The 26,863-nt window shown below is 37.6% G+C and carries 23 protein-coding genes; 11 read left to right on the top strand and 12 right to left on the bottom strand.

The features are described from left to right. The first annotated feature begins 11 nt into the window (after positions 1-11). From ACE3RB_RS14300 to ilvA, 3 genes are read left to right on the top strand one after another with little or no spacing between them, the layout of a single operon-like run. Positions 12-293, top strand: coding sequence for a hypothetical protein (locus ACE3RB_RS14300; RefSeq protein ID WP_002980829.1), 282 nt, complete (start codon positions 12-14; stop codon positions 291-293). A gap of 46 nt (positions 294-339) precedes the next feature. Further along, positions 340-1,386 (top strand): ketol-acid reductoisomerase, encoded by a 1,047-nt coding sequence (gene ilvC / locus ACE3RB_RS14295; RefSeq protein ID WP_374464818.1) that lies wholly within the window; start codon positions 340-342, stop codon positions 1,384-1,386. 10 nt (positions 1,387-1,396) lie between these two features. Beyond that, positions 1,397-2,659: a threonine ammonia-lyase IlvA gene (ilvA, locus tag ACE3RB_RS14290; RefSeq protein ID WP_374464817.1), complete on the top strand. Its 1,263-nt coding sequence runs from the start codon at positions 1,397-1,399 to the stop codon at positions 2,657-2,659. A gap of 412 nt (positions 2,660-3,071) precedes the next feature. Here ilvA and ACE3RB_RS14285 read toward each other — a convergent pair whose 3' ends face one another. The 6 genes from ACE3RB_RS14285 to alaS form a co-directional block, all read right to left on the bottom strand. Then, the gene (locus tag ACE3RB_RS14285; protein ID WP_374464816.1) at positions 3,072-4,541 is read right to left on the bottom strand and encodes a M20/M25/M40 family metallo-hydrolase; all 1,470 of its coding nucleotides are present in this window, start codon (positions 4,539-4,541) and stop codon (positions 3,072-3,074) included. Between the two features lie 9 nt (positions 4,542-4,550). After that, complete coding sequence (locus ACE3RB_RS14280; RefSeq protein ID WP_002980821.1) at positions 4,551-4,787, bottom strand: hypothetical protein; 237 nt, start codon at positions 4,785-4,787, stop codon at positions 4,551-4,553. A gap of 88 nt (positions 4,788-4,875) precedes the next feature. After that, complete coding sequence (locus tag ACE3RB_RS14275; RefSeq protein WP_374464815.1) at positions 4,876-7,203, bottom strand: hypothetical protein; 2,328 nt, start codon at positions 7,201-7,203, stop codon at positions 4,876-4,878. A gap of 306 nt (positions 7,204-7,509) precedes the next feature. Further along, entirely contained in the window at positions 7,510-9,324 is a 1,815-nt protein-coding gene (locus ACE3RB_RS14270) for a cytochrome-c peroxidase (protein ID WP_374464814.1), read from the bottom strand. Positions 9,325-9,392: 68 nt separating this feature from the next. Beyond that, complete coding sequence (locus ACE3RB_RS14265) at positions 9,393-10,871, bottom strand: hypothetical protein (protein WP_374464813.1); 1,479 nt, start codon at positions 10,869-10,871, stop codon at positions 9,393-9,395. Between the two features lie 419 nt (positions 10,872-11,290). After that, complete coding sequence (gene alaS, locus ACE3RB_RS14260) at positions 11,291-13,894, bottom strand: alanine--tRNA ligase (protein ID WP_374464812.1); 2,604 nt, start codon at positions 13,892-13,894, stop codon at positions 11,291-11,293. A gap of 268 nt (positions 13,895-14,162) precedes the next feature. Here alaS and ACE3RB_RS14255 point away from each other — a divergent pair, with 268 nt between their 5' ends. The 4 genes from ACE3RB_RS14255 (at position 14,163) to msrB (ending at position 16,630) form a co-directional block, all read left to right on the top strand. Next, positions 14,163-14,717 (top strand): sigma-70 family RNA polymerase sigma factor, encoded by a 555-nt coding sequence (locus ACE3RB_RS14255; RefSeq protein WP_374464811.1) that lies wholly within the window; start codon positions 14,163-14,165, stop codon positions 14,715-14,717. A 5-nt stretch (positions 14,718-14,722) separates the two neighbouring features. Further along, positions 14,723-14,992 carry a hypothetical protein gene (locus ACE3RB_RS14250; protein WP_374464810.1) on the top strand — a complete coding sequence of 90 codons (270 nt, stop codon included), beginning with the start codon at positions 14,723-14,725 and terminating at the stop codon, positions 14,990-14,992. A gap of 79 nt (positions 14,993-15,071) precedes the next feature. After that, positions 15,072-15,515 carry a DUF417 family protein gene (locus ACE3RB_RS14245; RefSeq protein ID WP_374464809.1) on the top strand — a complete coding sequence of 148 codons (444 nt, stop codon included), beginning with the start codon at positions 15,072-15,074 and terminating at the stop codon, positions 15,513-15,515. Between the two features lie 17 nt (positions 15,516-15,532). Then, positions 15,533-16,630 carry a peptide-methionine (R)-S-oxide reductase MsrB gene (msrB, locus tag ACE3RB_RS14240; protein ID WP_374464808.1) on the top strand — a complete coding sequence of 366 codons (1,098 nt, stop codon included), beginning with the start codon at positions 15,533-15,535 and terminating at the stop codon, positions 16,628-16,630. Between the two features lie 43 nt (positions 16,631-16,673). On the opposite strand, the gene ACE3RB_RS14235 is transcribed toward msrB, so the two are convergent. The 3 genes from ACE3RB_RS14235 to ACE3RB_RS14225 all read right to left on the bottom strand — a co-directional run bounded on the left by ACE3RB_RS14235 (position 16,674) and on the right by ACE3RB_RS14225 (position 19,192). Then, entirely contained in the window at positions 16,674-17,318 is a 645-nt protein-coding gene (locus tag ACE3RB_RS14235; RefSeq protein ID WP_374464807.1) for a hypothetical protein, read from the bottom strand. A 123-nt stretch (positions 17,319-17,441) separates the two neighbouring features. Then, positions 17,442-18,287, bottom strand: a complete 846-nt coding sequence (locus tag ACE3RB_RS14230; protein ID WP_374464806.1) for an ABC transporter permease — start codon at positions 18,285-18,287, stop codon at positions 17,442-17,444. A gap of 2 nt (positions 18,288-18,289) precedes the next feature. Then, complete coding sequence (locus tag ACE3RB_RS14225; RefSeq protein WP_089858804.1) at positions 18,290-19,192, bottom strand: ABC transporter ATP-binding protein; 903 nt, start codon at positions 19,190-19,192, stop codon at positions 18,290-18,292. Positions 19,193-19,309: 117 nt separating this feature from the next. On the opposite strand from ACE3RB_RS14225, the gene ACE3RB_RS14220 reads away from it, so the two are divergent. The 3 genes from ACE3RB_RS14220 to ACE3RB_RS14210 all read left to right on the top strand — a co-directional run bounded on the left by ACE3RB_RS14220 (position 19,310) and on the right by ACE3RB_RS14210 (position 22,629). Further along, complete coding sequence (locus tag ACE3RB_RS14220) at positions 19,310-20,668, top strand: ATP-binding protein (protein ID WP_374460189.1); 1,359 nt, start codon at positions 19,310-19,312, stop codon at positions 20,666-20,668. 58 nt (positions 20,669-20,726) lie between these two features. Beyond that, the gene (gene prfB / locus ACE3RB_RS14215; RefSeq protein WP_089858795.1) at positions 20,727-21,839 is read left to right on the top strand and encodes a peptide chain release factor 2; all 1,113 of its coding nucleotides are present in this window, start codon (positions 20,727-20,729) and stop codon (positions 21,837-21,839) included. A gap of 85 nt (positions 21,840-21,924) precedes the next feature. Beyond that, positions 21,925-22,629 carry a DedA family protein gene (locus ACE3RB_RS14210; RefSeq protein WP_374460191.1) on the top strand — a complete coding sequence of 235 codons (705 nt, stop codon included), beginning with the start codon at positions 21,925-21,927 and terminating at the stop codon, positions 22,627-22,629. An 85-nt stretch (positions 22,630-22,714) separates the two neighbouring features. Here ACE3RB_RS14210 and ACE3RB_RS14205 read toward each other — a convergent pair whose 3' ends face one another. Continuing rightward, on the bottom strand, positions 22,715-23,593 hold the full coding sequence (locus ACE3RB_RS14205; protein ID WP_374460192.1) for an alpha/beta hydrolase: 879 nt from the start codon (positions 23,591-23,593) through the stop codon (positions 22,715-22,717). A gap of 388 nt (positions 23,594-23,981) precedes the next feature. Here ACE3RB_RS14205 and ACE3RB_RS14200 point away from each other — a divergent pair, with 388 nt between their 5' ends. Then, positions 23,982-24,869: a DUF808 domain-containing protein gene (locus ACE3RB_RS14200; RefSeq protein ID WP_374460193.1), complete on the top strand. Its 888-nt coding sequence runs from the start codon at positions 23,982-23,984 to the stop codon at positions 24,867-24,869. A gap of 95 nt (positions 24,870-24,964) precedes the next feature. Here ACE3RB_RS14200 and dnaJ read toward each other — a convergent pair whose 3' ends face one another. Continuing rightward, positions 24,965-26,083 (bottom strand): molecular chaperone DnaJ, encoded by a 1,119-nt coding sequence (gene dnaJ / locus ACE3RB_RS14195; protein WP_089858774.1) that lies wholly within the window; start codon positions 26,081-26,083, stop codon positions 24,965-24,967. 103 nt (positions 26,084-26,186) lie between these two features. Beyond that, complete coding sequence (locus tag ACE3RB_RS14190; RefSeq protein ID WP_374460194.1) at positions 26,187-26,723, bottom strand: nucleotide exchange factor GrpE; 537 nt, start codon at positions 26,721-26,723, stop codon at positions 26,187-26,189. Between the last annotated feature and the right edge of the window lie 140 nt (positions 26,724-26,863).

Below are 26,863 nucleotides of genomic sequence, written 5' to 3'. Positions count from 1 at the left end.
AAAATAAAAAGATGAAAACAGACCATAAAGAATATACCATTACAGCGTATACCGAAGATTATTTAGGATTGATCAGCCGTATCAATGCTATTTTTTCAAGAAGGAGAATTTCTATGGTGACCTTTAATGTAGGTCCTTCAGAAATGGAAAAAGTAAAAAAGTTTGTCATCGTGATCAGGGAAACGGAAGATTCTGTTCAGAAAATCAGCAGACAGATGGAAAAGCAGGTTGACGTTCTAGAAGTACATTATCATAGAAATCCTTACCTGACGGCAGTAGAACATGCGAGCTAAGCTCAGAAATTAACATCATAATCAGTAATAAATAAAATCAAAAAAAATGGCAAAATTGAATTTTGGAGGAGTAGAGGAGAATGTAGTAACAAGAGAAGAGTTTCCGTTGCAAAAAGCTCAGGAAGTATTAAAAAACGAAGTTGTGGCAGTCATTGGATATGGAGTACAGGGACCAGGACAGGCGTTGAATCAGAAAGATAACGGAATTAATGTCATTGTAGGGCAGAGAAAAAACTCCAAATCATGGGATAAAGCAGTAGCGGACGGGTTTGTACCGGGAGAAACATTATTTGAAATCGAAGAGGCTCTGGAAAAAGGTACCATTATCTGTTATCTTCTGAGCGATGCTGCACAAATTGAATACTGGCCAAAAGTAAAACAGCATCTTACCCCTGGAAAAGCGCTGTATTTTTCACATGGTTTCGGGATTACATTCAACGAACGTACAGGAATTGTTCCTCCGGCCGATGTAGATGTTTTTCTGGTAGCACCAAAAGGTTCAGGAACATCATTGAGAAGAATGTTTCTGCAGGACAGAGGTCTGAACAGCAGTTTTGCCGTATATCAGGATGCTACAGGGAAGGCCAGAGAAAGAGTAACCGCATTGGGAATCGCGATAGGAAGCGGGTATCTGTTTGAAACCGACTTTAAAAAAGAAGTATACAGTGACCTTGCCGGAGAACGGGGCACACTGATGGGCGCTGTACAGGGAATATTTGCCGCTCAGTATGATGTATTGAGAAAAAATGGCCACAGCCCTTCGGAAGCTTTTAACGAAACCGTAGAAGAATTAACCCAGTCATTAATGCCTTTAGTGGCAGAAAACGGAATGGACTGGATGTATGCCAACTGCAGTACAACCGCTCAGAGAGGTGCACTGGACTGGTGGAAACGTTTCAGAGATGCTACTTCGCCTTTGTTTGAAGAATTGTATGACAACGTAGCTAAAGGAAATGAAGCACAACGCTCGATTGACAGCAACAGCAAACCGGATTATCGTGAAAAACTGGAAGCCGAACTTACTGAGCTGAGAGAAAGCGAAATGTGGAAAGCCGGTAAGACCGTGCGCAGCCTGAGACCCGAAAACAATTAATTACTTAAAGATGATGAAAGAGGAAGTAAGTTCCTCCGTTTTAGAGCATGTCTATAAAGCGGAGGAACGATTAAAAGATGTAGTGGTAAAAACACCTTTGGCTGTCAATAATAATTTGTCAGCCATTTATGAGGCAAACATCAGCTTTAAAAGGGAAGACCTGCAAAGAGTAAGATCCTATAAAATAAGGGGTGCATACAATAAAATGGCAACCATGTCACAGGAAGAACTTTCCAGAGGAGTTGTTTGTGCCAGTGCCGGAAATCATGCGCAGGGAGTAGCCTTTGCATGCCATACTATGAAAGTGAAAGGAACGATTTTTATGCCTTTGCCAACCCCCGGACAAAAGCTCGAACAGGTAAAAATGTTTGGTGGAGAATATATCGATGTTATTTTATTCGGAGACACATTCGATGAATCTAAAGATGCTGCGATGAGGTTTTGTAAAGAGCATGACAGTGTATTTATTCATCCTTTTGATGATCCGGCGATTATTGAAGGACAGGCTACAACAGCGCTGGAAATCCTGGAACAGGCAGAAGGTATGGTTGACTATCTTTTTGTGCCGATAGGTGGTGGTGGACTGGCAGCAGGAATATGCACTGTATTTCAGCATTTGTCTCCTCAAACAAAAATTATTGGCGTAGAACCTTCAGCAGCTGCAAGCATGAAAAAAGCCCTGGAAAAGGGAAAACCTGTTCTTCTTGAAAAGATCAGCCGTTTTGTGGACGGGGCAGCTGTACAGCAGGTGGGAGAAATCACTTTCGAACGTTGTAAAAATATCCTGTATGACATGGCTACAGTAGACGAAGGATTAGTGTGCGAAACCATATTGTCACTGTATAATAAAGATGCTATCGTGGTAGAACCGGCCGGAGCTCTTTCAGTAGCAGCATTGGACAAATATAAAGAAGAGATAAAAGGTAAAAATGTAGTGTGTATTATCAGCGGAAGCAACAATGATATCACCCGTATGGAAGAAATCAAAGAAAAGGCTTTGCTGCACGCAGGGCTAAAGCATTATTTCTTGGTAAGGTTTCCGCAGCGCCCCGGAGCATTAAAAACTTTTGTAATGGATGTGCTGGGACCGGATGATGATATTACCTATTTTGAATACACCCAAAAAAATTCAAAAGAAAAAGGAATTGCAGTGGTGGGAATTGCGTTGAAAAAAAACAGAGATTTTCCTCCTTTGATGAGTAAAATGAAGGAATATGATTTCTTTGTCAACTATCTGAACAATGATCCTGCGCTGATGAATTTGCTTATTTAAAAATAGATTGAAAAAAAGAAATATTTTTTTTGATGACATTAAAAAGCGACATAAGAAACTGATGCGTTAAGAAAATGAATTCTGTGAACGTTAAGAAAACTCTACTGTTGAGTGCGGGACAATCTTTGATTCTCAATATAGACTGTTTCCGCACGAGTTTAGAGTTTTAGAGAACAGATTTCATTTTTAGCGGAAGTTTCTAAGTCTTGAATTTTTGATTCTTTTGTTTCAAGACAAAAGAAGGATATTAATTAGAAAGAATTTTTAAACCATTAAGGATGATTAAGTTTTTAAGAATAATGAAGAAAATACCTTTCGATATTTAATAAGCAGAACGCATCATTCAAATGAATTTGAATCTTAATTTCCTTATAATCTGAATTCTTCTTAATGGTTTAATTCTCTAATCAAATTATCTTTCAAGCGAAAAATTCGAAATTACTTTCGGACGTTCCGTTTCATTAGCAACTTTCCAGGAGGTTCTGTACATCCACTCAGTCATTTTATAAAGCTTCTTGTAATTGATATTTTCAGATTCATCCTGCGGAGTGTGGTACTGGTCGTGCAGCACACTGGTGAAAAATATCGCCGGAATCCCGATTTTAGCATACGGAAGATGATCACTTCTGAAATAGAAATATTCAGCATGACTTGGAGAATCCCAATCTTTCAGGTATTTGAATTTTGTACTTTCATTATTGGCTTCTTCAGCCATTTTCACAAGCTCTTCAGAATTTTTATGAGGAGCATTGCCTCCCAGTAAAGCAGCTTCATTATTGTCATTTCTTCCGATCATATCACCGTTCAGAACGGCTACAATTTTCTCTTTCGGAACAACAGGGTGGGCTGCGTGCCATCTCGATCCTAATAATCCCCTCTCTTCGGCTCCATGGAAAACAAACAGGATGCTTCTTTTTCCCGGCTGCTTTTTATAAGCTCTTGCCATAGCCAGCATTGCAACGCATGTACTTGCATTATCATCAGCACCGTTATAGATGGTATCATTCTTTACAGGATGTCTGATGCCGTCATGATCCTGATGTCCGCTTAGCAAAACATATTCATTTTTAAGGACCGGATCCGTACCTTCTATTTTTCCGATAATATTCACTGAAGGATATTTGTAGGTTTCAGTGATCAGGTTCAGAGAAGCTTTGGGGCTGTTTTTTACCCAACCTGCATTTTCTCTTTTGATCCACAGGACAGGAATATTATTCGTGATTTTCTCTCTTAATCCTTCTACGCCGTAGCTTCCGCGTGTCATTTGAGGCAGTACTTCTACCCAGCTTTGTTCAGAAGTGTCATCGGTGATGAAAATAATGGCTTTAGCTCCCAGTTCAGCAGCTTTATTGTAATATTTGTTTCTTACAAACCCAGGATATCTCCTTACGAAAAGAGTCATATCTCTGGAGATATTTTTATCTGAAGCATTTACTGCAAGGATCTTTCCTTTGATATTCAGTCTGGCAAGATCTTCAGGTTCCGCATTTCCGGCATACACTATTTCAGCATCCACAGAAGCATTTACAGGTTCTGCTACCAGAAAGTCTTTCCATAGTTTCAGGTTGGTGTCTCCAACTTTCAGGCTACTTTGAGGGATTACCTGATGTCGGTACATATCAAAAAACTGGAAAAAAGTTCCGTTATCTCCGGCAGGTTTCATTCCCGCTTCTTTGGCTTTGTCAGCAAGCCACATGGAAACCTTTAATTCGTCCGGGGTTCCTGCTTCACGGCCCCAGAACTGGTCGGCAGCAAGCTGATACATATCGGTGCGGAGGTCAGATTCTTTGATGGCGGAAACCAAAGGTTTTTTATAGGTCTGGGCGCTTCCTATCGTAAAAAGAAAAAGACCTAACAGACACCAAACATAATTTTTATTCATACAAACTTTTTAATTAAAGTTAGCTAATTTCTCTGAAAACTGCTTTGAAAATTCCTTCCTGTCTTCTTCCAGCTTCTCCTGTGTGGAAGGTAAAATATAATTAAAAAGAATCTTTTCTTCATTGTCTAAAAAGATAATTTCCTTTTCATTTCCATCAATCATCTGTGAGAAAATCTCCCACATCGGAGTGTCCTTTAATTTTAATAATTCAAAAAACTGTTCTGCTTTGATCTCGATTTTCTGCATGATATTTATGTATAATGTATAATGTATAATGTATAATGTATAATGTATAATGTATAATGTATGATTTTTGCTGTAAAGATCGGGAATATTAAAATTCCAGAAATTTCAGTTTAAACTGAATAGCAAAATTTTCTTTGAAATGAGGTGTTGCATAATAACCCACTCTGTAGAATACACCAAGATTGAAATAGCTGGAAAGGAAATTACTCCATTCCACCCCGACTTCCTGATAAAGATGATCCAGCTTTCTGAATTTAAACTGGTGGTATTCCGGGTGTTTCATATCTCCGATAGTTCCTCTCAGGACAAAATCAAAGCTGGAAATATTATGTCCGAAGCTTTTTAAATACCAGGGCAACTTGTGCGTAAAATAATAGGCTACGAATTTGTCATTATAATATTTTCCGCCCTCCAGAGTGGCAAACCCAAGGTAAGAAGTTAGGTTAAAATTAAAGTCTTTTCCCGGAGAGGCAAGTCCGTTCATCGTAAAGTTTTTCCAGATTGGTGCTCCTCCCAGAACAACTCCTCCATACAGTCTGAAACCGGTGGTCCCGATGGGTGTTTTGAAATTATGAACAAACAGGGCATCAAAACGGAAATAATTAAAATCTCCCTGTAGTAATTTGTAGCTCTGCTCATAGTTGAAGTACAGTTCAGGATACTTCTGATCGATCAGGGATTTTCCCTGAGGCGTCATGATATTGGTTGAATTCGGAGAATACTTCAGGGTAAACAGGGTATTGAAGTTTCTGTATGAAGTACCTCTGTCCCTGAACTGATAGTCGAATTCTGCTTCTTCGGTATTTCTTCTTACGGCAAGGGCAAGAGTAAGGCCGTTGGTGACATCATTCATATAAGATAATGTAGCTCCCTTAAAATGAAAATATTTGTCATTATTAAGGTTATTCCCGAAGTTCATCATCCTCATCTTGAAATTCCATAGCTTTCGGTTGAACTCTCCGGAAGCCGTTACGTCATCATAAACCTCAAATCTGAAAAAAGAGTTTTTTTCCAGTGTGGTCTTCATATCCAGTCCCATTCCGTATTTCCATTTCCTGTCCTTTACCCCGTAGGCAAAGTAATAATCCGGTGAAAAATGCGGATCAAAATTCTCATTAAGCTTGGCTTTTAAACCTAGTCTGAATCCTTCATAAGAGTTGTAATTCACAATTTCATCCACCGCAAAATCTACAGCTCCCACTCTGATCTGTCCGTTCAGTAATCCTGACAAGATCTGTGCTTTGCTGTCGATTTTATATTTTTTACCTAAGCTGTCAATAGTTTTATAGGTATTCTGTTCTCTTTCAGTAAGAGCTTCGGTTCTGTAGCGGTCCAGTGATTGTCCGTCAATATTTTTTACCGAGAAAGTATAGCCTTTGAAATCTTTGGGATCTTCTTCAATAGGAGATTCGAAATCAAAATATTTTGAAGTGAGGAAAGCGTAGGTTCCAAAGCTTTTTTTGTCTTTCTTATCAGCTGCATGCACTTTGTCATCCATAGCCATTTTACCCATTTTCAGCTTGGCTTTTTCGTGGGCAAGGAACCATTTGTTATTGTAAAATACCCAGGTGCTGGTAATGATTCCTTCGTTTTTATTTTTACTGAAATTTTCGATTTTTTTGATTCCATACGTTTCAGTATCCACATAGATGGCACCGTTATATTTTCTTTTCCTGTCTGGTTTTTTGTAATTCACTTCACGGAAACGGATCACAAAGGTTTTTCTTCCGTCCAGGGTAACGGTATCAGAAAGAAAGAATCTGTATAGCCCTCTGTTCTCCGGCTTTACCTGTTCGGGTACAACATCCCTGTTGCTTTGCTGAAGCGCGATCATTTCGTAAATAGGCTGCTTCAGACCTGAAATTCTGTTGTCCAGAATATTGATTTTTTCACCATATTTTTTGGAATATAAAAACTCCTGCGCCCTTTCCCAGAGAAAAAGCTTACTTTTTGAAAAGATTTTACTTGCGGTAATATTATTCAAAGAGTCTTTTTCCCTTTTTTTCCTGAAAATGTTTAGATCATTAAAATACTGGTTAAATTGGGAAAGGCTGTCCTCATCAATATCAAGGGAAATTTTTTCATAGGATTTGTAAGAATAGGAACCTAAGCTTTTCGGAGAGTTTTCTTTCCAGAGTTTGTTTACTTTTTTTAGAATTTCCAAAGCCCTGGGATCACTTTTATCTTCAATCACCACCGCTTCAATATCGGTGGTTCTGGATGCTTTTTTCAGCAGGGAAACTTCCATGCTGCTCTCTACAGTAAGGCTTTCTTTCTGATAGGAATCTGCTTCAATATCAATGTTTTTGCATCCTGTTTTAAATTCCAGGATACCTTGTTCATTGGTATATCCGATAAGCATATTGTCACAGGATACTTTAGCTTTAAAGACAGGCTTTTGACTGGCGTCATCCACAACCTTAATTTTTGTTTGTGAATACCCCAAAAAGCAGATCAGAAAAAATATTAACAGTAAACCCCTTTTCATGTAAAAAAACTAGGTCAAAATTAATAATATTTATTGTGGTAGAAAAGTTTTTAACAGAGTATAACATTGATTTAATCTAATGTTTTTATGGACTTTCCAGGGATTAGGCCAAATGAAAAAATGATTGAGATAGTCTTTCTGTATTTTCCTGAGATTACCAATAAGAAAACTCCCTGAACAATTGATTCCGGGAGTTTTAATTGTTTTTCGTTGTTTGTGTTTTAGAATCGTATTTTATTTGTCATCAAGGGCTTTCATAAATTCAATAATATCATTGATCTCCTGATCTGTAAGCTGCAAGGGTGCGTCAGAAAGTGTCTGGTTGTCTACTTTAAATCCAAAACCTTTTCCTCCACCTTTATTATAAAAGTTCATGACTTCTTTCAACGTTTTATAACCGCCATTGTGCATATAAGGCGCTGTTTTGCTGATGTTCCGAAGGGTTGGTGTTTTGAATGAATGCTGTAATGAAGAAACTGTCTCGTGAAACCTTCCTCTTCCCGGATCATGGTCAAAAGTTTTATTTTCTCCGTTTACTGCTGATCCTAAAACTTCCTGTTCCGTTTTCTTGAAGCTCGGGGGAACTGTACCGTTGAATAAAGGAAGGAAATGACATATTGCACACTGCGCTTTTCCTACAAAAAGATTAAAGCCCCGTTTTTGGTCATCCGTCATCGCTGATTTATTTCCTCTCATATATTCATCAAAATCAGAATTGAATTTCGCCAGAGACCGGATATAGCTGGCCAATACATTCTGAAGCTGCCAAACTTCAGTTTTTTGTGAATGATAAATATTTTTGAATGCCGTCTGATATTTTTTATCCTGATTGATCCTGGCAAGAATAACATTCAGATCACCATGCATTTCTTCTTTATTGGAGATCACATCGGAGCTCTGTCCTTCCAGATCATCCTTTCTCATATCCCAAAACTGACCATGCTGATATCCCGCATAGTTGAGAGAAGGCGTGTTTCTGGCCAGTTCCGAATTTTCAAGTGACATTGCTTTGGCAAGTCCGTCAGTAAAAGCTTTTTCCGGAATATGACAGGTTGCACAGCTCCGGTTATTATTGTTGGATAGCATTTTATCATTAAAAAGCTGATGACCCAGAACGGCTTTTTCTTCAGAATAGGCATATTCTTTTCCTGGAGTGAAGGCATTAGGATCAAAAGCATTTTTAGCAAAGAAAGTAGTTGCATTTTTGTTTAAAGCGGTTGTTACTTCAACATCCGGGATTTTCTCCTGATCTTTAAACTCAAGCATTAAGGCTGTGATCTTATTCAGATGGTCAGGGATAAAACTGATGTAATCAAACGTGTTTTTCTCCGTGTTTTTTTTCAGAACTTCAATTGCCATATTGATTTCTGCTTCGATACTTTTTAATGCTTTGTTTCTTGACCGCTCAGTAGAAATTTGTTCAAGCGCTTCCTTAACTCCCTGAAGAGAAGAAGGCATTTCCTGTAAAAACGTTCCTGAAACAGGGGTGTCAAAACCTGAAATTCCTAAGCTTGAAATTCTGAAAGTTTCCTGCCTTAACGCATCAAAAACCTGGTCTTTACTGATGGTAATTACCTGAAAGTTGGTGCTTATAGTGTTGCTTTTGTTAATAAGCTTGTTAAGCATTCTGATCACTTCCTCTTTATTCACTTTTTCGTAAGGGTAGAGCATCTCTTCCAATACCTGTAAGCCTTCGGGCTCTATCTCTGTATGCTCATCCATCTCAATTTCCGGAAGAGCAGGGCCGTTGATAAACCTTGCGGAGTGGGGAAGGAAATATTCTACTGCCCATTCCATTTTTTTATAGGTTTTTCTGATGTCCTGGAATTTCTGCTGAAGAAGTTTTTCACCGGAATCTTTGGAAACAAGGGTTTTCAGTTCGTTGATCTGTTTCTCAAAATCAGTATTGGTTTTGAGAATTGTGTTTTTTACAGAACCAAGATCTTCATATACCGGCTGCTGCTTATCGTTTTTACAATAGGAAAGAGTGGAAAATGCTGCAGCAGAGTACAGGAAGAGGAGTATCGGATATTTTGAAAGTGTATTCATAAGTATGAAAAGTATCAACAGAGATTTCTATTGATACTTTAATTGAATTTGATATGAAGAATTTGAAACTATTTTTCTACGTTTCTGATGATTACAATCTGTCCGCCTTCTTTATTGGCATTGATTCCGGAACCGTCAGGATTTTTGAATTTATCAAGCTGCCACGTATGAGAGTGAATATTCACAGAGAATGTATTCGGAACTCCGATGATGTCTGAAATATCAACCATCGCCCCGAATTCCCATGAACCGAATTTCTGTAGATCTCCGGACTGGTTGTAAGCAGTCTGCCATGCAGAGTCATTTCTGTTGTGCTTCATACTCAGCCATGGCTTATATTGTTTGGTGGCAATATTCAGCTGCCAGATGTATGAATCGTGGTTGGCATTTTTGTAGTAAGAATCTCCGTCTTCCTGAATGTAAACAAAGTTTTCAGTAACACATAAGTTGTCAGGATTGATAAGGTTATTTCCAGGATTAGAGTCTCCTTCAGCAACTACTTCTAATTTTCCTGTAAGCATATTATTGGAGTTCAGAACAAGCTTATATACTCTTCCCCACATGGTTAATCCTGCTTTTGGATTGATGCCATCAGAAGATTCTCCGGTAGCGGTAAAATAAATTTCTCTTCCTTTTCCAGCTCCTTTTCTGTAGTCTACATCTTCCACTCTTGAAAAACGGATCGCGTTATTATCAATATTTTTCTGATTGATCTGTGCACCTGTAAGATTTTTGGCGTTAGGAATTTCAACAAACTCTACATCGTAGCTGTTTCCTTTCGTCATATCCGTTTCTGTATAGTTGCTGTTTGTTCTCCTTAAAGAATACAGCTTACCGTTATCCAGATCTCCCTGGGTATCGGCTACATACATGATCAGCTGTCCTGCGGACTGATGGGAAGAAGAATAAGACTGGTCTTCACCAATAATAATATAAGTTTTTCCGTTAGAAACATCTTTAGGAAGCGGAACTGCATTTTCCATGGAAGCTTTTCCCAAAGCTGGCTTTACTCTTGTTTTATCAGCCGCCTGAGATACCGGTGCCAATGGGTTTAAAGCATGAACCATACTTTCCTCACCTGATTCTCCTGCAGTAAGGAATGCGCTGAAACCATGAATTTCCGGAGTTGCCAGTGTTGCAGAACACAATCTTGTCATTCCTCCGGTTCCGTTTAAGATATATTCTCCTTTTACAGGCTTAAAAGTCTTGTCTAAGTATACTCTTGATACGGATTGCTTGATTTCATGATTAGTGATCATCAGATAACCGTCAGAGTTAGGGTCTTTCATAATTCCCATTCCGTCCGGCTGACCTCCGAAAACGAAATCAGGAGAACCTGGAAGAACATCAGAACTGGAAATAAGAGTGGTAATATTTAAATTTTCAAAACCTTGCATTCCATAAACGAAAGCAGGTTCTTTAGAAAAGTTTTCAAGTTTGATTTTATCATTGGGAGGGGTATTAGAATCCCCGTTATTATCATCATTACAGCTTTGAAAAACAATAGCTGCAAGGAATAAAGCTCCGATAGTTTTGTTAATTTTCATAATTACATTTTTTGAATTTCGATTATGGCAAAACTAAAGGTCCTGTGTTAACTGAGTTTTAAAAAGATAAAACAAATAGTTTAATATTAAGTAATGGTTTGTTAAGATAAGGTCAATAATTAGAACGGATATAAATAGGGAGACTTTTGATGAAAATGTTCGTAATAAGAATAATATATTATAACGCAGTGTACGCAAAGTTTTTATTTCCTGCTTTTCTCATTCGCAAAGGCATTCCATTTAGCAAAAAAATACAATCATTTCATAGCTGGGTGTAACGTCTTTGCGAACGGAAATATTTATGATAGCATGAGAATTTCTTGCGATCTTAGCGTTAAATAAAAGATAATAATTAAAACGAAACAGGCTGTCTCAAAATGAAACAGCCTGTTCTAAAATTTATAATAGGTATTCTATTCTTAAATATTCAAAGCTTTTTGGTAAGCGTTTTCTAAACCTTCAAGGTTTTTACCACCAGCCGTAGCAAAGCCCGGGTTACCGCCGCCGCCGCCCTGGATTTCTTTTGCAAGATCCTTTACGATAGCGCCAGCCTGGTAATCTGTAGCAAGATCATCAGAAACCCCAACAGTAATCATTGGTTTTCCGTCTGCATCAGAAAGAATGATCGTTACTGAAAACGGGATTTCTCTTTTGAGCTGGAATACAATATCTTTAACAGAACCAGCGTCTAAAGAAGTCTTTTTCACTAATAACTGCTTATTACCTTTCTGTTCATAAGCATTCTTCCATTCTCCGATTTCTCCTTTTGCTTTTTCTTTTTTAAGAGCATCTACCTCAGCCTTCAGTAAAGTATTTTCTTCGATCAGTTTTTCGATAGATCTTACCACATCTTTAGACTTTAATAACTGGGAAAGTTCAGTGATCTGCTTTTCAAGGTTTTTGAAGTATTCTTCAGATTTATCTCCTGAAATGGCTTCAATCCTTCTGATTCCTGCAGCCGCAGAACCTTCAGAAGTGATCTTGAAATGACCGATTTCGCTGGTGTTTTTTACGTGAGTTCCCCCGCAAAGCTCTTTTGAGCTTCCAAACTGGATCATTCTCACATTGTCACCATATTTTTCGCCAAATAAAGCCATTGCCCCTTTGTCCAGTGCTTCCTGAATCGGAATATTTCTGAATTCCTGTAAAGCAATGCTTTCCTTGATCTTGTGGTTTACTTTTTCTTCAATTAAAGCGATTTCTTCTTCAGTCATTTTGTTGAAATGAGAGAAGTCGAAACGCAGATAATCAGGACCTACATAAGAACCTTTCTGCTCCACGTGGGTTCCTAAAACATCTCTTAAAGCTTCATGCAGAAGGTGGGTCACAGAGTGGTTGGCCTGAGAGTTCTTTCTGTCTGTTGCATTAACTTTAGCATAGAATAAAGCGCCTGCATCTTTTGGAAGACCATTGATTAAAGAAATGATAAGACCATTTTCCTTTTTAGTTTCCAGTACTTCGAAGCTTTCAGCAGCGTTTTCAAGAACACCTTTGTCTCCAACCTGTCCACCGCCTTCAGGGTAGAATGGAGAGCTGCTTAATACCACCTGGTAAAATTCTCCGTCTTTATTTTCTACCTTTCTGTATCTTGTAATATACGTTTCAGATTCAATCTGGTCATATCCAACGAATGATTCAGGTTTTTCTTCTAAAACAACCCAGTCATAAACCTTCTGGGCAGAATCTGCCTTGGAACGAAGTTTTTGCTTTTCCATCTCAGCTTTGAAACCTTCCTCATCAATCGTTAATCCTTTTTCCTCAGCAATAATTCTTGTTAAGTCATCAGGGAAACCATAAGTATCATACAGCTCAAATACTTCTTCGCTTGGTAATACTTTCTGATTATTGGCAATTGTCTGCTGGATCAGCTTTTCAACTCTGATCAGACCATTTTCAATTGTTTTTAAGAATGAATCTTCTTCACTTTTGATCACTTCAGCAACCAGTTTACCCTGCTTTTCGATTTCAGGGAAGAATGGTCCCATCTGTTCCTGCAGAACAGCAACCAGTTTGTAAAGGAAAGGCTCTTTCATATCCAGGAATCGGTAAGAATAAGAAATTCCTCTTCTTAAAATTCTTCTGATTACATAACCGGTACCTCCGTTTGATGGCAGCTGTCCGTCAGCAATAGCAAAAGAAACCGCTCTGATGTGGTCTACCACAACACGGATGGCGATATCTTTTTCATCTTCTAAGATTCCGGTGTATTTTTTACCTGAAAGTTCCTCAACTTTAGAAATAAGCGGAGTGAAAACATCAGTATCATAGTTGGAAGATTTTCCCTGAAGCGCCATACAAAGACGCTCAAAGCCCATTCCCGTATCTACGTGCTGAGCAGGAAGCTTTTCTAAAGATTTATCTGCCTTTCTGTTGAATTCCATGAAAACCAGGTTCCATACTTCCACAACCTGAGGATGATCCTGATTCACAAGGGAAATTCCCGGAACAGCTGCTTTTTCTTCAGGAGTTCTCAGGTCAATATGGATTTCTGAGCACGGTCCGCACGGTCCGCTTTCACCCATTTCCCAGAAGTTATCTTTTTTATTTCCGTTGATGATTCTGTCCTCTGAAATATGAGACTTCCAGAAATCATAAGCGTCCTGGTCTCTGTCGAGATTTTCTGAAGCATCACCTTCAAAAATGGTAACGTATAAATTTTCTTTTGGAATTCCGTATACTTCAGTAAGTAGTTCCCAGGCAAAAGCAATAGCCTCTTTTTTGAAGTAATCCCCGAAAGACCAGTTTCCCAACATTTCAAACATGGTGTGGTGGTAAGTATCTCTACCTACATCATCCAGGTCATTGTGCTTTCCTGAAACTCTAAGACACTTTTGTGTATCGGCAATTCTAGGTGCGGTAGGGGTTTTGTAGCCAAGGAAAAAATCCTTGAACTGTGTCATTCCGGAGTTGGAAAACATAAGGGTAGGGTCGTCTTTCAGCACAATAGGAGCTGAAGGAACGATTAAGTGCTCCTTACTTTTAAAATAATCTAAAAATTTTTGACGTATCTCTTGTGATGTCATAGTATTGCTTTTGCTTTTTTAGTATCAAATTTTGATAAGATGCAAATTTACTATTTTTAAGCGATTTGTAATAATTTTATGCTATGTTTTGAATGATAAAGACTTTGGGCAATGATGGGTAGTAAACCTTACAGGTTTTTAAAACCTGTAAGGTTTGTAATGGCAGTTTTGTAATGAATGTAAAACAATAATAATCTGTCTGATTTTGCAATATCCGTTTAACTTATTACCTTCGTCGTGATCTGAAATAAGACAAAAAATCCTTCTCATGACAAAAGATGAAGAGTTGAAAAACTGGATAGAGCAATATTCGGGGCCGCTTCTGAAAAAAGCACTATATCTGCTATCCAATAAAGAGGATGCTCAGGATGTGGTTCAGGAAGTTTTTCTGGCTGCTTATTCAGGATATGATTCTTTTGAAGGAAAGAGTCAGCCTCTGACCTGGATGATGGCTATTCTCAACAGAAAAATTGCTGATTTTTACCGGAAAAAATATAAATCGGAACCTGATATCAAGCTTGATCATTTTTTTGATGAAACCGGTTCATGGAAAGATAATAATGTTTTAAATGACTGGAATGTATCGGGTGAAGGCAGCGAACTTTTAGATAACCAGGATTTTAATAAAACATTGGAGGAATGTATTGAGGAATTGCCCTCCAGATGGAAGATCCTGCTGAAAATGTATTATATTGAAGAAAAAAAAGCTCCGGAAGTAAGTCAGGAATTGAATGTTTCCACGACTAACCTTTGGAAGATCCTTCAACGAAGCCGGGTACAGCTCAGAGAATGCCTGGAACTGAACTGGTTTTCAAGATCGTAAATAAAATGATAAGAAAAATACTACATATCCTGTTTTTACCATGCAGTGAAGCAACACTGCTCATGGAAAAACGTAATGCCGATACCATTTCTGCCAAAGAAAAAAGAAAGCTTACCATGCATCTGATGATCTGTAAATGGTGCAGGATGTACAAACAGAAGCTGAAAGTTCTGGATAAGATTCTCGCCAGAACATTTACTGAACAGAAAACAGAAATAAATGATTCTGAAATTCAGGACTTTAAAAATAAAATGATCGATAAGTTAAATTTCTGAATAAAAATTCTGTCAGGATTTTAAAAAGGCTCCGACTATACTTTTGAAAACGATAAAGTATTAATTAAAATCTTAAAACATGGTCGGAACAGTACAAAAATCTAAAAATCAGTTAGCCCGGACAGGGTATTACCTCTCACTCTTCGGAGCAGCTCTTATTTTGCTGTGGATCGGTATCTTCAAATTTACCCCTACAGAAGCCGCCGCAATAAAACCTTTGGTGGAAAACCATTTCTTAACTTTTTTCGTATATAAGATTATGAGCGTCCAGGCAGTGTCTGATCTTATCGGAGTGATAGAAATTATCATTGCATTACTCCTGATATTTAGTGCGAAATTTGCTGTACTGAAGAAGTATGCGGGAACAGGAATGATCATCATTTTCCTGACAACATTAAGCTACCTGTTTACTACTCCGGGAATGTGGAAAATAGTGGATGGAGTGCCTGTGACGGATTTCTTTATTGTAAAAGACCTTATGCTTTTAGGATTTGGATTAATGATCGTTCAAAATAATAAGTAATGAATAAAAAGCTCAATATGAAAAATATATTAATCGTACTCGGAATCATTCTGGGTATCGCAGTATTTGCTGCAGGATCGGGACTGTTTAAAAAAACGAAGCCCGGCATAGTGGAAGTAAAAAAAGAAAATGAGAAAATTATGGATAGTAAAAACGTTAGAGAGATTTATTTTGCAGGTGGATGTTTCTGGGGAACAGAACATTTTTTTCAACAGATTCGTGGTGTTGTAGGAACAGAAGTAGGATACGCCAACGGGAATACTCAAAATCCTACCTATGAAGAGGTGGTGAGCCATACAACAGGTTTTGCAGAAACAGTAAAAGTAAAGTATGATCCGGAACAGGTAGATCTGAAACTGTTAATTGATCTGTATTTTAAAACAATTGATCCTACCAGTAAAGATCAGCAGGGAAATGACAGAGGAAACCAATACAGAACCGGGATTTATTTTACCAACAAATCCGATGAAGCGGTAGTAAAAGATGAAGTTCAGAAGCTGGCAAAAAATTACAGCAAGCCGATACTGGTAGAGACTATTCCGTTGAAAAACTTTTATAAAGCAGAAGACTATCATCAGGATTATCTGGATAAAAACCCTGGCGGATATTGCCACATTGAACCGGGACTTTTTGAAATGGCAAAAAAAGCCAATCCGCTTCCAAAACCGGCCTATCAAAAACAGGATAAAAAAGTTTTAAAAGAAAAACTGACCGCTGAACAATATAATGTCACTCAGGAAAACGGTACGGAAAGACCTTTCCAGAACGAATACTGGAATGAAACCCGTGAAGGAATTTATGTAGATATCACCACAGGAGAACCGTTGTTTGTTTCTACAGATAAATTTGAATCCGGATGTGGATGGCCAAGCTTTTCAAAACCGATTACAAAAAGCCTGATTGAAGAAAAAATGGACCGTTCCCACGGGATGACAAGAGTAGAGGTAAGAAGTAAAACCGGTGATGCCCATTTAGGTCACGTTTTTACAGATGGCCCGCAAGATAAAGGAGGACTTCGTTACTGTATCAACAGTGCTTCTCTGAAATTTATTCCAAAAGCAGAAATGGAAAGCAAAGGATACGGAAAATATCTTCCGTTGTTAGATAAAAAGTAATGTGAAAGGAAGGCTGCCGGATGGCAGCCTTTTTTATTTGGATTTAATGATGTAGTTGAAATCTTTCTTTGATGCTGAACATGGAGATATTCAAAAATATAAGGAATCCAAAAATAATGTAGGAAGTTTCTTTGGAAGCGGTTGTAAACAGGTTAAAGATCCTTCCAAAGCGGGTAGATTCAAAAATATCTGCAGTTTCCCCAGGTCCCCCATCTATAGTATCGTTACAAAGCAAACATTCATATTCAGGAATTTGCATTTTAGGATCAATATAGTTGTAAACAGCAAAAATGTGTCCTGTTTTCTCCAGATCAACTGCATACTGTTCTTGTTTAGCGATCGCCAGATCATTCAAAATAGAGACAAAATCTCCATATGTATTATCCTGATCTAAAATAAACTCAATACCAGACTCTTTCTCATTTCTTTTCTGCAGTTTTTTCAGTTCAGAAACATAAAAATTTTGGTTTTGAAGTGCTGTGTTGGGCTTAACTGTGATTTTTTTGTAATTCCAGTTTCTATAGGGTTCAAAAGTATTATCTAGTGGAATGTTAGGTCTTATTTTTGCTGGGATTCCCAGTTCAATTACAGTATACGGTGGCTGAACCCTCTTGCTTCCATAATACCAGAACAAAACAGGTATCAGTATAGCACTGATCAATCCCGGAAAGTAGTATATTCTTTTCATGGCTAGTTTTTTAAAAGGATTGAATGAAAATTTTAAGCCAAAAAAAAGTGATCCGAAAACGAACCACTTAAAAAATGTTTAAATATTTTAATAATTAAATCTTTTAATCTTCAACACTGAAAACTACCAATCTCTTTTTCTCAGAATCCAGTACGATCCGAATATAAAAACAGCACACCATACCAGACAGGCGATAAGGCTTTCCGTAGGGTAGTGGAATTCATATTTTACACCCATCATTTTGGCCATATTTAATCTCATCATCGGGTTAGGAATCAGGCTGGACATACTTTCCAATGGCAACAGATGCGTGATAAAAAAGTCATTCTGAAGAATCTCATTTCTTGCAGGACCCTGTAATCCTTTTACTTTTGTGAAAACTTCAACAGCTGTTAAAATCCCTTCACCGATCCAGAATACAAAAAGAGCAAGAAATACAAAAATTGATTTTCTCAGCAAAATGGACAGGAACATTAAGAAGCAGAAGAAAGTGAATAGCTTGACAAAGTAATTTCCGATGAAGAAAATTTCAGCAAAAACCTTTGCAGATTCTGTTGTATTCGAATATTGATATCCCAGAAATAAAGTAATTCCCAATACAATGACTGTTGAGACAATGGTGAAAATACTTATTGTCAGTAATTTTGAAGTGATGAATTCCTTTCTGCTCAGTCCATCAATCGTATTCTGTTTGAACATTCTGTTGCTGAACTCCTGCGAAATAGAGAAAACAATAATCAGTCCCAGGAAGATTTTCAATAAGGCAACAATCCAGGTGGTGAAGTTCCAGATTTCCGGGAAATTATAAATCCCCTGTTCTTTTAAGTTAACAGTCCCTCCAAAAACATCAAAGTCTACCAGTCCAATGAAAAGCAAAGCAATAAGAATGGCGAAATAAAGTATCGTGAAAACCTTGAACGGTTTGTAGTTCAGGTTTTTGTAGTATTCCAGTTTTAATAATTTTATCATGATTAATTCGTGTTTTTTACAAGTTCAAGGAATTGAGATTCGAGGGAAAGCTTTTTCTTCGATAAATGCGATAGGTAAATCCCCTGTTCAGCAAGTTTCTGGTTCAGAGCTGATGCTGAAATCGAAGCATCATCACGGATTTGCGCCTTCAGCATATCGCCGTCCTGATTAACCGCTGTAAACCATTGAAGTTCATTCAAAGCATTCAAAAGCAATGTATTGTTGTCTGCTTTCAATTCAAAATAACCATTGTTGGCGGTCATTTCATCCACCCTTCCGCAGTAAATGGAATTTCCTTCTTTAAGAACGATAACATGGCTGCATATCTTTTCGATCTCGTCTAAAAGATGGCTGGCAATAATGATGGTGATTCCCTTTTTAGCAATATTGCTGATGATCTCACGGATCTGGATAATTCCTTCAGGATCAAGTCCGTTTGTTGGCTCATCTAAGATTAATACTTCAGGATTATTCAGCATGGCAGACGCAATGGCCAGTCGCTGTTTCATCCCTAAAGAATAGGTTTTGAATGCGTCTTTTTTTCTTTCCAGAAGGCCCACAGTCTGAAGGACTTCATCAATTCTCCGGTAAGGAGTTCCTTTGATCTCTGCCACGATTTTCAGATTCGTCTCTGCGCTCAGATAAGGATAAAAATTAGGCTGCTCAATAATAGCACCTATTTTTTTTAGCGTATCCGGATCAGTTCCTTTCTTCCCAAACCAGTACCAGTCGCCACTTGTAGGATTAATGGTGGAAAGAAGCATTCCAAAAGTAGTAGACTTTCCGCTTCCGTTGGGTCCCAGCAAACCATACACATTCCCTTTTTCGACATCAAAAGAAATATTGTTCACCACAATTCTTTTGAATTTTTTAGTAAGATTCTTTACTGATAAAATTTTTTCCATGTAATTTGTTTTACATAGTAGTAGTCTATGTTAATCGTAAATTGTTACAGTTTTTATGTTAAATTAATTCATATTTAATTTCAAATACGTTATTTTTGATCGTATTAATGGATAGTTATGAAATTAGTTGATTTGGCAAGAGAGCTTGATATTTCTGCGGAGGCATTAAAACAATTCATTCAGCATTTTGATCTGGATCTTGTAGATTGTATCAGTACCAATTTTGAAATAAAAAAAGACTTTGAAAAATTTGTTCGGGAAAATATTGAATTTTTAAGGCTTTATGAAAAAGATCTTGACAAAACAAAAACCTTGGAGCAGATTGCTGAAAAGATCAATCAGCCCAGAGAAAAGGTTGAAAAAGCAATTAAAGAATCAGATCATAATATTTTTGATAACGGTTTGTTTAAATCTTCAATATCAAGTTACGGAATAGACAACAGACTGGGAGGAAATTATCAATTTGTGTATGATTATTTCGGAAGCAAAACAAGCCTTCAGAAAAGAGACTTTATAGGATACAGAGATCTGTTTTTTCATATTTCAAGTGTTCTGGAACCTTTCCTGAATCCGCAACAGGTAAAAGATTGGGGAATCAACAAACCTGCCGGAATTATTTTATATGGTCCTCCCGGAAGTGGGAAAATCTTCTGGGCTACGAAGATTGCTGAAATTATCGGTTACCAGTTTAAAGAAGTAAAGAAACATTATTTCGGAACTTCATTTGTGAACGGTAGTAAAACCAACTTCAATGATTTTCTGGTAACCATGATGAAAGAAGATAAGGTATTGCTTTTCATTGAAGATTTTGATGATATCATGATGGCAAGAAAAGCAGAAAATAACGTCGCTTCATGTAATCTTGAAACACAGGAAATTATACTTCATTACATTTCAAAATTTGAGCAGGAAGAGCTTTTAATGGTGGGTTCTGCGAATTCCGTATCAGAAATAGATGAAGAAATTCTTGCTCCCGGAAGATTTGATGTGATGATTCCCATTTTCCCGCCCAACCTTGCAGAAAGATCAGAAATCATTTTGTATATGATGACAAGAAATCTCGAAAAAGATTCTCTTTTATTTAAAATTTTAAAAAATAACAAAGCCGATAAAATCCCTTTCTGGCACGAGATTTCTGCCCAAATGAAAGTGTTCAGCAATACCATGTTGATTGACTTTACCCAAAGTCTTAAAAAAAGAATCAAAAATCTTTACCAGAAAACAAGAGACGAAAATCTTAAGATCGACCAAAATCTTTTGAGAGGTGCTTTGAAGGATGCGGCAGGAAAGCTGACGGCAGAATACTTGGATCAGATTGCCAGATTTTTGAGTGATGTTATTATTAATAATTTCGATCAGTTCCAGAATAGGGTAAAACAGCTGAAAACCGAACTCGACTTCTATAGGACTGTTGAAGAGCCGAGAAGAGTAATCGGTTTTTCTCATAATGAAGAGGAAGATAAAAGTAAAGGATGACTTGTTTAAAATTATCCTATACTTCAAAAAATCTGTACTTTTGCAAAAATAAAAAATCGTGATAAACAGCGACCAGATAAAAGAAATTCAGTCAAGAATTGATGATCTCCATAAATATCTTCAGATCGATAAAAAAAAGATAGAAATAGCCAATGATGATGAGAAAACAGCAGCGCCGGAATTTTGGGATAATCCGAAAGAGGCGGAAGCATTTCTGAAACAGCTCCGCTCCAAGAAAAAATGGGTAGAGGCCTATGAAGAAATTCATACTCAGTTTGAAGATCTTCAGGTTTTGGTAGATTTTGCCAAAGAAGATCCTGATTCTGAAAAAGAGCTAGATGAAACTTTTCCTCAATTGGTAGAGAAAATCGAAGATCTGGAATTCAAAAATATGCTGTCCAATGAAGGCGATGAACTTTCTGCGGTATTGCAGATTACAGCCGGAGCCGGAGGAACTGAAAGCTGCGACTGGGCTTCCATGCTGATGAGAATGTACACCATGTGGGCAGAAAAACAAGGCTATAAGATCCGCGAACTGAACTTTCAGGAGGGTGATGTAGCAGGTGTAAAAACAGTAACACTCGAAATTGAAGGCGAATTTGCGTTCGGATATCTTCGCGGCGAAAACGGCGTACATAGGTTGGTAAGGATTTCACCTTTTGATTCCAACGCCAAAAGACATACAAGTTTCGTTTCGGTATATGTTTATCCATTGGTTGATGATACGATAGAAATCAATATTAATCCTGCCGATATTTCCTTTGAAACGATGAGGTCTTCCGGAGCAGGTGGACAGAACGTAAACAAAGTGGAAACAGCTGTTCGTCTTCGTCACGCTCCGACAGGAATTATTATCGAAAACTCAGAATCACGCTCACAGCTTCAGAATAAGGAGAAAGCCATGCAGTTGCTTCGTTCAAGATTATATGAAATGGAATTGGAAGAAAGAATGAAAGCCCGTAACGAAATCGAAGCCAATAAGATGAAAATCGAGTGGGGAAGTCAGATCCGTAATTACGTGATGCATCCTTACAAATTGGTAAAAGATGTACGTTCAGGATACGAAACTTCCGATGTGGATTCTGTGATGAACGGAAATCTTACGCCATTCCTCAAAGCGTTTCTCATGGCCGATGGAACCGCAGTTTCAGATGATGATATGGACTTGTAGAATTCATGTTTAAATTTCGTTAAAATCTTATAATAAATTTCGGAATGACGTTTATTAATCCTATTTTTGTTACTTATCAAAACGTATGGAAGATTTCAATAATTGGAAAGATTTATTAAATCCTGAGTTTTATATAAAGCTTGGAGGATTTTGGCTTATTTTGTTTATTATTTTTGCTGAAACAGGTCTTTTTGTAGGATTTTTTTTACCGGGAGATTCACTGCTTTTTGTTTCGGGAATTTATTCGATCGACATTATAAGAGAAACTTTCGGATCTACGGGAAGTGATTTCTTCGACACGTTTATTTTAGCCTCTGCTGTAGCAATTGCAGCTATTATTGGAAATGAAGTGGGATATTATTTCGGAAGAAGAGCTGGTTCTACTCTTTACAAAAGACCGGATACCTGGTTGTTTAAAAAGAAATACCTCTATCAGGCTCACGATTTTTTTGAAAAGAATGGAGCGCTGGCCATCATCATGGCAAGATTCCTACCGGTAGTAAGAACTTTTGCGCCGATCGTTGCCGGAATCGTAAAAATGGATAAAAAAGATTTCTTAAGAGATAATATCATAGGAGCTGTACTTTGGTCTTTCTTATTGATTTTTGCAGGGCATTATCTGGATAAACTGTTCATCGATCAATTCGGAGTTGATCTGAAGAAAAAACTCGAACTGATTATTATCGTTATCGTTTTAATAACAACCGTACCGGTAATTCTTAAGTTTTTGTTTGGAAAAAAACAGGATTTCTCAAAATATGAAAACCATAAATTCGACGACGAAGAATAAAATTCAATTTTAAAAAATACCAGCCTGCCCTTAAAGAGCAGGCTTTTTTACGTATCGCATTTCATCACTTATCATTTATCACTTATCACTCATCACTATTAATAATCCATTCCAGAATATTCGGATAAATAATGCTGTCCCTTTTTTTCTTATTAAAGAATCTTGCCGCATGTCCCGTATTCTTCATAAAAACAAGTTTATGCGGAACATTTTGTGCCGTTAATGCTGAATCTAAAGCTAACCCTTGTTTCTTATTCACCAGAAAATCCTGATTTCCCTGGAATATCAGAGTCGGAACATCGGAAATATTGGCGATCGGACTTGCCTTTATGAACTCTTCAGATATATTTTTTCTGTGAAATTTTCTCCCCACAACTTTTTGAATCGTAGGCGAAGAATATCTGGAATAGAAAGAGCTCAGATATTCCGGAGAGTAAAAGTCGGTAGGTGCGCTCAGAGCAATAATTTTTTTGATCTGTTCCGGGTGTTGATATCCATACAATAAGGTAAGATGTCCGCCGGCACTTTCGCCCAGAAGAATATAATTGTTAGGTTGCAGTTCTGCTTTCCCTGCCAGTTCATTGAATTTTTTTATCACGTTACCAATATCTTCCAGCTGTTCACGATACGTAATCTTTTTTGATTTGGAAACCAGTCGGTAATTCATATTAATGCTCGGAATATTATGGCTGAAAAGCATTTTCTGAATCTGAATCATATGCTCTTTTCTTCCGTATTTCCATGCTCCGCCATGAACCATAATGACAACCGGCGAATCTTCAGGATAATCAGACGGAAGAAATACATCCATTTTCTGCTTTTTATCTTCACCGTATTTGAGATTATATATTTTCTGTTCGTTATTCGGTCCCAGCCAGACTCTGAATTTTGTATTGCAGGAATTGAATACAAAGCTGATTAGTCCCAGAACGAAAAAATGATACTTTAAAACCAGCTTTTTCATGAATTAAATTTACGGAAATTTTAAAACAGACAAAATACCAGCAATTATCTTTTTTGGAACCGGTTTCACTGTTTTATCCTTGTCATTGAGTCTTTTTACCTGGAATTTGAGTCTTTAAGATTCAACATTGAGTAAAAAAGACTGATTTTCAATTCTTTATACTCGTCGTTGAGCCTTTCTGCCTTGAATTTGAGTCTTTAAGATTCAATGATATGTAAAAAAGACTGGTTTGTGAAAGTTTTATACTGGCCACCAAATCTTTTATTTGAAATTAAAAATCTCAGCATTCAATAAATGTTAATTCCTTTCAAAACCTTTTGTAATCATATATAAAGTCAAATTAAATAATTATTTTTGTTTAACAATTATTAAAAAAATATTAAAATCTATGGCATCTGGTTTTTTTGCTATTTTGGATGATATCGCAGCGCTGATGGATGATGTAGCGGTTACGAGTAAAGTTGCAACTCAAAAAACAGCAGGAATTCTGGGAGATGATCTGGCTGTAAATGCCGAAAAGGCAACGGGATTTCTTTCTTCCCGAGAACTTCCGGTATTGTGGGCCATTACAAAAGGCTCTTTTCTTAATAAACTGATTATCCTGCCTATTGTATTTTTATTGAACTGGGTATATGCCCCGGCGATCAATTATGTGCTGATTCTTGGTGGCTTGTATCTTTCATTTGAAGGGATGGAAAAAATTATTGAATATCTTTTTCACCGCGATAAAAAAGGGCATGAAGTAGAGGCGAAAATCGAGGAAACAAAAGGGAAGAGTCCTGAAGAGATAGAAAAGGCAAAAGTAAAATCAGCCATTACCACCGATTTTATTCTATCTATTGAGATTGTAATCATTGCTTTGGGAACAGTGCTTGAAGAAAGTCATCCTTTTATCACGCAGATTCTGGTAACGAGCCTTGTGGCCTTTATTGCTACCGTAGGCGTGTATGGAATTGTTGCACTTATCGTTAGAATGGATGATGCCGGATTTAAATTAATTAAGAAGAGTAATGATAAAGGATTCTTCGGTAAGCTGGGACACCTGTTGGTAAAAGCTTTACCAATTGTCATCAAAGCATTGGGTGTTATCGGAACCGTTGCCCTGATTCTGGTTGCCGGGGGAATTTTTGCCCACAGAATAGAGTATTTCCACCATTTATTCCCAGCCTGGCCGTCAATCCTGAAAGAACTTGTTTTCGGATTAGCCGGTGGACTTATTGCCGTAGCTATTTTCACAGCAGGAAAAGGATTGGTTTCTTTGGTTAAAAAGAAATAGTGATTTTTATACTTAAATGATTTATACGCTTATGGCGGCTTCGAAGAAGCCGCCATAAGCGTATAAAAAAAGAGGCCTCAGCCTCTTTAAATATTTTAATTGAATAAGTCTTTCACCTTATCAAAAAAAGTTTTTTCCTTTCCGGATGGTTCAGCCACCATTTCTCCGCTGCTCATCTGCTTTTCAAAGAAATCTTTCTGTTCTTTGGTAAGTTTCTGAGGAGTCCATACATTGATATGGATGAACATATCTCCGGTTCCGTAGCTGTCGATACTTGGAAGACCTTTTCCTGCAAGTCTGAGTATTTTACCGGACTGCGTTCCTGCGTCTACTGTTATTTTTACTTTTCCTCCGACAGTAGGGACTTCTCTTTTCGTTCCTAATGCTGCTTCAGCAAATGAGATATACAATTCCTGATGAAGATTATCGCCTTCTCTTTTGATGGTTTTATCTACCTCTTCTTCTATGATAACCAAAAGATCTCCCGGAATACCACCAAAAGGGGCATCATTACCTTTTCCTCTTACATTAAGCTGAATGCCGTCTCTTGCTCCTGCCGGAATGTTGATGGTAACTTCTTCTTCATCTTTTATAAGACCTTGTGCGTTGGCTCCTGCCGGAATTTTGTCGGCAACTTTACCGATTCCCTGGCACGTTCCGCAGGTAGTTTGAGTCTGCATCTGTCCAAACATGGTATTCATTACCTTGAGCTGAACTCCCGAACCTCCACAGGTAGGACAGGTTTTTGAAGTAGCACCAGGTGCTGTCTTCATTTTTTTGACTTTAATGGTCTTCTGTGTTCCGTTTACCATTTCGTCAAGGTTCAGCTTGATACGGATTCTTAGATTAGAACCTTTTACCTGCTGACGGCCGCCACCGCCACCGCCGAATCCTCCGAAACCGCCACCGAAAATATCACCGAACTGGCTGAAGATATCTTCCATATTCATTCCGCCGCCGCCGAAACCACCGCCGAAACCACCATTTCCGCCTACACCTGCGTGGCCGAACTGATCGTATCTTGCACGTTTCTGTTCATCACTCAACACTTCATATGCTTCTGCTGCTTCTTTAAATTTTTCTTCGGCTTCTTTATCGCCCGGATTTTTATCAGGGTGATATTTGATGGCCATTTTACGGTATGCTTTTTTTATTTCGTCGGCTGATGCAGATTTGCTGATCTCAAGAACCTCGTAATAATCTCTTTTTGACATGTCTATTCTATAATTGATTATTGATAAATGATAATAGATATTTAAAATGGGTAAATAAATGAATATACATCAATTATCACTCATCATTTATCATTCATAAATTTTAATTACCTGTTACTACTTTTGCAAAACGGATCACTTTATCTCCCAAAGTATATCCTGTTTCAATGACATCCACAATCTTACCTTTCAGGTCTTCTGACGGGGCAGGAATCTGGGTGATTGCTTCATGGAAGTCCACATTAAAAGCGTCTCCTGCACTTACTTCCATAGCTTTCAAACCTTTTTCTGTCAGTTTGCTTTTGAATTTATTATAAATCAGTTCAACACCCTGAAGATCTGAAGGATTACCATTTTTACCAATTTCCTTTAAAGCTCTTTCAAAATCATCCAGAACCCCCAGCATAGAGACCATCATATCCTGATTCGCATACTGGAAAAATTCCATTTTTTCCTTAGATGTTCTTTTTTTATAGTTTTCGAATTCTGCGTACAATCTGATGTAACGGTCTTTTTCTTCTGCCAAAAGTTCCTCTGCAGATGGTTTTGCTGTCACATTGTCTTCGGTTGCAGCTTCGTTCTGAATATTCGTTTCTTCCTGATTATTGATGCTTTCTTCGTTTATATCCTGATTTTCCATAATTCAATATTTATTTGCATTATTACTGACAAACATTCTGCCAAATGACAAAGGGTGACAATAAGGCAGACAAAACTGGGATGTAGAAGTTAGAAGTTAGAAGTTAGAAGTTAGAAGTTAGAAGTTAGAAGTTAGAAGTT

This window comes from Chryseobacterium sp. (genome assembly GCF_041914225.1).
Lineage (GTDB): Bacteria > Bacteroidota > Bacteroidia > Flavobacteriales > Weeksellaceae > Chryseobacterium.
This window is presented reverse-complemented; position numbering and strand designations above follow the sequence as displayed.

Coding starts and splice junctions, on each gene's coding strand:
- ACE3RB_RS14300 (WP_002980829.1), top strand. CDS start 12: ATGAAAACAGACCATAAAGAATATACCATTACAGCGTATACCGAAGAT.
- ilvC (WP_374464818.1), top strand. CDS start 340: ATGGCAAAATTGAATTTTGGAGGAGTAGAGGAGAATGTAGTAACAAGA.
- ilvA (WP_374464817.1), top strand. CDS start 1,397: ATGATGAAAGAGGAAGTAAGTTCCTCCGTTTTAGAGCATGTCTATAAA.
- ACE3RB_RS14285 (WP_374464816.1), bottom strand. CDS start 4,541: ATGAATAAAAATTATGTTTGGTGTCTGTTAGGTCTTTTTCTTTTTACG.
- ACE3RB_RS14280 (WP_002980821.1), bottom strand. CDS start 4,787: ATGCAGAAAATCGAGATCAAAGCAGAACAGTTTTTTGAATTATTAAAA.
- ACE3RB_RS14270 (WP_374464814.1), bottom strand. CDS start 9,324: ATGAATACACTTTCAAAATATCCGATACTCCTCTTCCTGTACTCTGCT.
- ACE3RB_RS14265 (WP_374464813.1), bottom strand. CDS start 10,871: ATGAAAATTAACAAAACTATCGGAGCTTTATTCCTTGCAGCTATTGTT.
- alaS (WP_374464812.1), bottom strand. CDS start 13,894: ATGACATCACAAGAGATACGTCAAAAATTTTTAGATTATTTTAAAAGT.
- ACE3RB_RS14255 (WP_374464811.1), top strand. CDS start 14,163: ATGACAAAAGATGAAGAGTTGAAAAACTGGATAGAGCAATATTCGGGG.
- ACE3RB_RS14250 (WP_374464810.1), top strand. CDS start 14,723: ATGATAAGAAAAATACTACATATCCTGTTTTTACCATGCAGTGAAGCA.
- ACE3RB_RS14245 (WP_374464809.1), top strand. CDS start 15,072: ATGGTCGGAACAGTACAAAAATCTAAAAATCAGTTAGCCCGGACAGGG.
- msrB (WP_374464808.1), top strand. CDS start 15,533: ATGAAAAATATATTAATCGTACTCGGAATCATTCTGGGTATCGCAGTA.
- ACE3RB_RS14235 (WP_374464807.1), bottom strand. CDS start 17,318: ATGAAAAGAATATACTACTTTCCGGGATTGATCAGTGCTATACTGATA.
- ACE3RB_RS14230 (WP_374464806.1), bottom strand. CDS start 18,287: ATGATAAAATTATTAAAACTGGAATACTACAAAAACCTGAACTACAAA.
- ACE3RB_RS14225 (WP_089858804.1), bottom strand. CDS start 19,192: ATGGAAAAAATTTTATCAGTAAAGAATCTTACTAAAAAATTCAAAAGA.
- ACE3RB_RS14220 (WP_374460189.1), top strand. CDS start 19,310: ATGAAATTAGTTGATTTGGCAAGAGAGCTTGATATTTCTGCGGAGGCA.
- ACE3RB_RS14210 (WP_374460191.1), top strand. CDS start 21,925: ATGGAAGATTTCAATAATTGGAAAGATTTATTAAATCCTGAGTTTTAT.
- ACE3RB_RS14205 (WP_374460192.1), bottom strand. CDS start 23,593: ATGAAAAAGCTGGTTTTAAAGTATCATTTTTTCGTTCTGGGACTAATC.
- ACE3RB_RS14200 (WP_374460193.1), top strand. CDS start 23,982: ATGGCATCTGGTTTTTTTGCTATTTTGGATGATATCGCAGCGCTGATG.
- dnaJ (WP_089858774.1), bottom strand. CDS start 26,083: ATGTCAAAAAGAGATTATTACGAGGTTCTTGAGATCAGCAAATCTGCA.
- ACE3RB_RS14190 (WP_374460194.1), bottom strand. CDS start 26,723: ATGGAAAATCAGGATATAAACGAAGAAAGCATCAATAATCAGGAAGAA.